Genomic DNA, 1303 nt, shown 5'->3' on the forward strand with positions numbered 1-1303 from the left:
AAGTCGCTCAGCGCGCGCACGTGAGCGCCGCGTGGTACACGTGGCTCGAACAGGGGCGCGGCGGTGCGCCGTCGGCCGACGTGCTCGACCGGCTCGCCCGCGCGCTGCTGCTGAACGACGCCGAGCGCGAACATCTGTTCCTGATCGGCGTCGGCCATCTGCCGGAAGTGCGCTATCACGCTGCCGACCCTGTGTCGCCGCGCGTGCAGCACGTGCTCGATTCGCTCGACGCGAGCCCCGCGATCGTGCGCTCGGCGACGTGGGACGTCGTCGCGTGGAACGACGCGGCGGCCGCGACGCTGACCGACTACACGACGCTGTCGCCGGAACGGCGCAACATCCTGCGGCTGATCTTCGTCGATCCGCACGTGCGCGGCGTACAGGCGAACTGGGAGCGCGTCGCGCGGTTCGCAGTGGGCGCGTTTCGCGCCGACGTCGCGCGCGGCGGCGCGACGCAGGCCGTGCAGGCGTTCGTCGACGAGATGCGCGCGACGAGCGCCGAGTTCGACGCGCTGTGGCGCGACCACGATATCCGCTCGCACGAGGAAGGGACCAAGGAGCTCCACCATCCTGTCGTCGGGCGAATCGCGCTCGAATACTCGGCGTTCGCGGTGAGCGGCCGGCCCGACCAGACGCTCGTGATCTTTACGCCGGAAACGGCAACCGATCGCGCGCTCGTCCGGACGCTGGTGGCCGCGCGAAAGCAAGCGCTGGCCGAACAGATGCCCGTCGCTTGACGGCGCGCGTTTCGCCTGACTCGTCAGATAAAAGCGCCGTCGCACCGTATCGCCCGCCTTCGCCAGCCGCGCCCATCCGGCCCCATCGCTCCGCGCAAACCCATCGCATTCCACACTGATTCCCAGTCGAATATTTAATTTTCACCTGGCGTAGCGCGCGCTTACCCTTTCGGCATCGCATCACAGGGCCACCGGCCCCCTCCCTGGAGCATCCCGATGTCCGACCCCGGCACCGCGCAAGCCGTCCACCGCCCGCATACGGCTTCCGTGTCCTATGGCGCGCTCGCGCTGCTGGTGCTGGCCGGCCTCAACCTGCGACCGTTCCTGACCGCATTCGGCCCCGTGCTCGACGTCGTGCGCGCCGACACGGGCCTCGGCTTTCGTGCGGCCGCGCTGCTGACCACGCTGCCGTTCGTGCTGATGGGTGTCGTCGCCGGGGTCGGAGTCGGGCTCGCGCGGCGCTTTGGCGAACAGCGCGCATTGACCGTCGCGCTGGCGCTGATCGCGGCCGGCTGCACGGCGCGCCTGTGGACAGGCGGCAGCGCGGGCCTGATCGCGACCGCGAG

General features: G+C 70.2%; 1 protein-coding gene and 1 pseudogene. Both read left to right on the top strand.

Annotation, left to right across the window (positions count from 1 at the left end; all coding sequences use genetic code 11):
- The coding region (locus G3N93_RS40420; RefSeq protein WP_206135569.1) for a helix-turn-helix transcriptional regulator at window positions 1–737 on the top strand (737 nt) is incomplete at its 5' end.
- A gap of 216 nt (window positions 738–953) precedes the next feature.
- Window positions 954–1303 (top strand): annotated as a pseudogene (locus G3N93_RS40425) (MFS transporter); the annotation flags it as partial.

Origin of the sequence: Burkholderia sp. Se-20378 (assembly GCF_017104665.1) — a bacterium.
GTDB lineage: Bacteria > Pseudomonadota > Gammaproteobacteria > Burkholderiales > Burkholderiaceae > Burkholderia > Burkholderia lata.